Source organism: Winogradskya humida, from assembly GCF_016862215.1.
GTDB lineage: Bacteria > Actinomycetota > Actinomycetes > Mycobacteriales > Micromonosporaceae > Actinoplanes > Actinoplanes humidus.
The window spans coordinates 1-3,946 of the sequence record NZ_BOMN01000103.1 but is presented as its reverse complement, the minus strand read 5'-3'; the positions used below and the strand labels follow the sequence as shown (position 1 = coordinate 3,946).

At 71.1% G+C, this 3,946-nt stretch carries 2 protein-coding genes and 1 pseudogene; 1 reads left to right on the top strand and 2 read right to left on the bottom strand.

The window, feature by feature from the left end; genetic code table 11:
- Positions 1–1,937, bottom strand: a pseudogene (locus Ahu01nite_RS36020) (hypothetical protein); the annotation flags it as partial.
- A gap of 623 nt (positions 1,938–2,560) precedes the next feature.
- On the opposite strand from Ahu01nite_RS36020, the gene Ahu01nite_RS36015 reads away from it, so the two are divergent.
- Positions 2,561–2,719, top strand: coding sequence for a hypothetical protein (locus Ahu01nite_RS36015; protein WP_203841204.1), 159 nt, complete (start codon positions 2,561–2,563; stop codon positions 2,717–2,719).
- 615 nt (positions 2,720–3,334) lie between these two features.
- Here Ahu01nite_RS36015 and Ahu01nite_RS36010 read toward each other — a convergent pair.
- The gene (locus Ahu01nite_RS36010) at positions 3,335–3,766 is read right to left on the bottom strand and encodes a hypothetical protein (RefSeq protein ID WP_239159408.1); all 432 of its coding nucleotides are present in this window, start codon (positions 3,764–3,766) and stop codon (positions 3,335–3,337) included.
- Positions 3,767–3,946: the final 180 nt, after the last annotated feature.

Here is a 3,946-nt window from a genome sequence, read left to right as displayed (position 1 = left end):
TAAGCCTGGCCTGCGTCATAGGCCCTGCCCCCGTCGAGAGCCCGGCCCTCGTCGTAAGCCTGGCCTGCGTCATAGGCCCTGCCCCCGTCGAGAGCCTGGCCCTCGTCGTAGGCCTGGCTCGGGGCATAGGCCCGGCCCTCGTCAAGAGCCTGGCCCGCCTCGTATGGCTGGCCCGCGTCGTAAGGCTGGGCGTCGTCGTAGGGCTGCCGGCTGTCGTAAGGCTGGCCCTCGTAGGAGAGCTGGCCATCGCGGGAGAGCGGCGCCTCGTAGGACTGCTGGGCCTCGTAGGACTGCGGGGTTTCGTAAGGGGACTGGGCTTCGTAGGGCTGGGGCGCGGGCTGCGTGGTGAACGGGCGGCGGCTGCCCGGTTCGTCGCGGAGTGCGGCCGGGTTTTCGGCGTTGCGGCGCTGCTCCTCGGCGGACTGCTTCTGTGCGGCGCTTTCGCGGTCTTCCTTTTTGCGGAAGCGCAGGCGGGAGGGCTTCTTTTCCTTCGGCGGCTTGTTCTGGCCGAGCGGTTCCGGCTCCGGAGCCGCAGCCGGGGAAGGCGTGGGCGGCACGACCTCGCGCCGTACCGACGGAATGCCGGGCCGGTCGGAAGGACGGATCGCCGCCCAGTCCGTCGGATGCTCGGCCGCCCGGCCGGAGGTCTGCTCCGCAGGCTGATCCCCGAGCCATTCGGCAGGCCGGTCCACAGGCCAGCCGGAGGTACGGTCGGCCGGACGCGCCACAGCGCCGTCCGCCACCCGTGCGGCCGGACGGTCCGCGGGGCGGGTGCCGGGACGCATTTCGGGCTGGTCGGAAGGCTGGGTGCCGGGACGCATTTCGGGCTGGTCGGAAGGCCGGGCGGCCGGGCGGGCGCCGGGACGCAGGTCGGGCTGCTCGGAAATACGGGCGGCAGGCCGATCCGCGGGCCTGATGCCGGGACGCACATCGGGCTGGTCAGAGGGGCGCGCGGCAGGCCGATCCGCGGGCCGGGTGCCCGGGCGGTCCACGGGCTGTGAACCGGGACGCACATCGGGGCGCTCTGAGGGGCGACTGCCCGGACGGGCCTCGGGACGATCGGAGGGACGTTCCGCAGGGCGCGCCGGTGTGACCTTCGCGCGGCCGGCAACAGCGGGGGGCTCGGGGTCCGGCTTGCGGCGGTTGCGGCGGGGGCGTTCTTCCTCTTCGTCGGCGGGGTCGCCGTCCCAGAAGGAGGAGGTCTCGATGCGGCGGGCGCGCTGGACCGACGTGTACTTGCGCTGGGCTTCCCAGTCGTCGGCGTCGAATTCGCGGTCGTCGTACTCGAGTTCGTCGAAGTCGAGGGCGCGGTTCTGGATGCCGTCGGGGCCGAATTCGATCGGGGCGGCGTCGAGGTCGGCTGCTTCGAAGCCCGGGTCGTCCAGCCAGCTGGGGCGGTCGCCGTCGAAGGCCTGCTTGATCTGCTCGTCGCGGCCCGCTGAGCGGGGGTGACCGTTCTGCCGGCGCTGCCTGCGTTCGGCCAGTTCGTCGACGGTCTGCTCCGGCTGGTCGGGCATGCGGGGCGCGGCCGAGACCGGCGTCCTGGGCGGGGACGACACGGGTGTCCTGGGTGGAGGTGCCGCAGAGGTACGCGGCGGGGGCGCTACGGGCGTGCGGGGCGCCGGAGCCGACGCTGTGCGGGGCTGGGGTGGCGCGGGCATGCGCGGCTGCGGGGTCGCTTGCGCGCGCGAGGGCGGCGCTCCGGGCGTACGGGAAATGCGGGGGGAAGCGTCGAAATCGTCTTCCGCGATGTATTGGGTCCGGGCCGAGGGTTTGCGATTCTGCGCCGGCCGGCGGGTGTCAGGTCCCCACCGGGAAAGAACAGCAGCCTCCGCGTACGGATCACGCGCCGTAGCGGTCGCGTCAGGAAACGGTACGGCGCGCTTCTTGTCGTCGTCGTACTCGTCTTCCCAGTATTCGTCGTCCTCGTAGCTCATCGGGCCGCCCCGTCACGAGGGCATGATGCCGGACACGCCGAGCCGCCCCGCTGCCGCATCCGTGCCCCCCGTCCTCGCCGCCACGCCCGCCCGCCCGCGCGTCCGGAATCCCCTCCGCGCAGCAGGCTTGGAAGGTTAACCATGGATTTGCGTACGGCGCCACCACCCACGGAGGCGCGTCACCCACCCCCGAGCACCCGGGTCACCCCCGGCTTCGTGGCCCGCTGGGCATGGTCCGTCGACGCACAGTACGGACGCGGGAGCCCAGCGGTTCATTTCCTGCGGCGCAGCGACCTGCGGATCGAGGACAATCTACGGAGAGTGACGGAGGGCCCCGAGCCGGCTACCCATTCCATGAACGCTCCCTAATGTTTCCAGCCCATAGCTCCCCCAATAATTTAAGCCATTCTTAACCCCAACCCTCAAATCTCACAGGTACGCCAATACGCCCGCCAATGCTACGGACACGTACGGTAACCGTGTCGAGGGACACGTCGCGCCCCCACGGATCATGGCAGCCCGGGATGTCACGGTTGCTGGGACGAGCCACACCGACCCACAGCCCCCGCTCTATGCGGGCCCGGCCCCGCCCCGCACAGCCCCGCCCCACCTTGATCCGCCAAGTGACAGAAACACGACACCGACCGAACGGAGCGCAATTTGTCGCCTATGCCCCCAGCATCGTCCGCACCACCCTCAGCTCACCCCCGCGCCGCCTGAGCGCCCGGACCCTCTCCACCCTCTCCACCCCGAACCTGGCCCTCCCCACCCGCAACCGCTGACCTGGCATTCGCTCGGGCATCCGCTCTCGCAGGTCTTGCTGCCGTGCGCTGCGCTGCGTTGCGTTGCGTTGCGCTGCTGGCGTTGCCTAGCGCTGCTTGACGTTGCCTTGCGCTGCCTCGCGGCGAGACCGGCTGGTGGCGCCGACAAGACTCAAGACCTCCCCGGCAGGCGCGAACAGCCCCCCGCTATGCGCCGCCGGGGAATGAGGAACGGCGGCGGGTGCACCCGCCGCCGTTCCGATCCTTCCGCCCCGCCGCCGAAAAATTCGCCGTCGACCCGTCGACCCGTCGACCCGTCGACCCGTCGACCCGTCGACCCTGGCCCGTCGACCCTGGCCCGTCGACCCTGGCCCGTCGACCCTGGCCCGTCGACCCTGGCCCGACTGCCCGACTGCCCGACTGCCCGGCCGATCGCCTTTGCTCGACCGCTCCCGTCTGACCTCCCGTCTCTGCCCGGCCACACTCGTCTGATCGGCCACGCGACTGCCCGGCCGCCCGCCCGCCCGCCTGACCGTCTCCGCCCGGCCTCTCCCGTCTGCCCGGCCATCCGCCGGCACGTCTCTCCGACCACGCACGTCTGCTCGGCCAACCTCTGCCCGTCGAAGCCTGGTCAGGTCAGAGGCGTCCGTGTCGGGTGAAGTGTCCTAATGAGCTGGGCAGGACCATGCCCGCATCGGCGAGGGAGTGCAGGAGGGCGATCAGTTCGCCGCGGGTGAGATCACCCGGTAGCTCGGGTTCCTGGTGGGCCACACCCAGTGCGCGAGCCGCTTCGGTCGCCCGGACTGCGATCGCCGCTTCGACGGACCAGAGCCGGTGTGCGCGGATGGCCACATGTGCCGAACGGGTCAAGTCATCATGCAGGCGTAACAGCCGCCGCAGATCGGTGGCCAGTCGTTCGATCGGTGGCCCGATTGGCTGGGGCTCCTGCGCAGCCCGCTCAGCCCACACCCGAGCAACCGCTGAACAGACCTTGGGCGCGTAAAGAGCAGCCGCCCCGATCAGCGTCGGCGCCGCGGTGATGAGTGCCAGTTTCCCAACGTCAACCATGCTCACGCCGCGCTCCTTCAGCCCGCGCGAATCCCAAGCCCCCGCCCAGCCCCGAGCCCCGCCCGAACGCCAAGCCGAAGCCCAGCATCCAGACCGGGCCCAACGTTCAGACCGGGCCCAACGTTCAGACCGGGCCCAACGTTCAGACCGGGCCCAACGTTCAGACCGGGCCCAACGTTC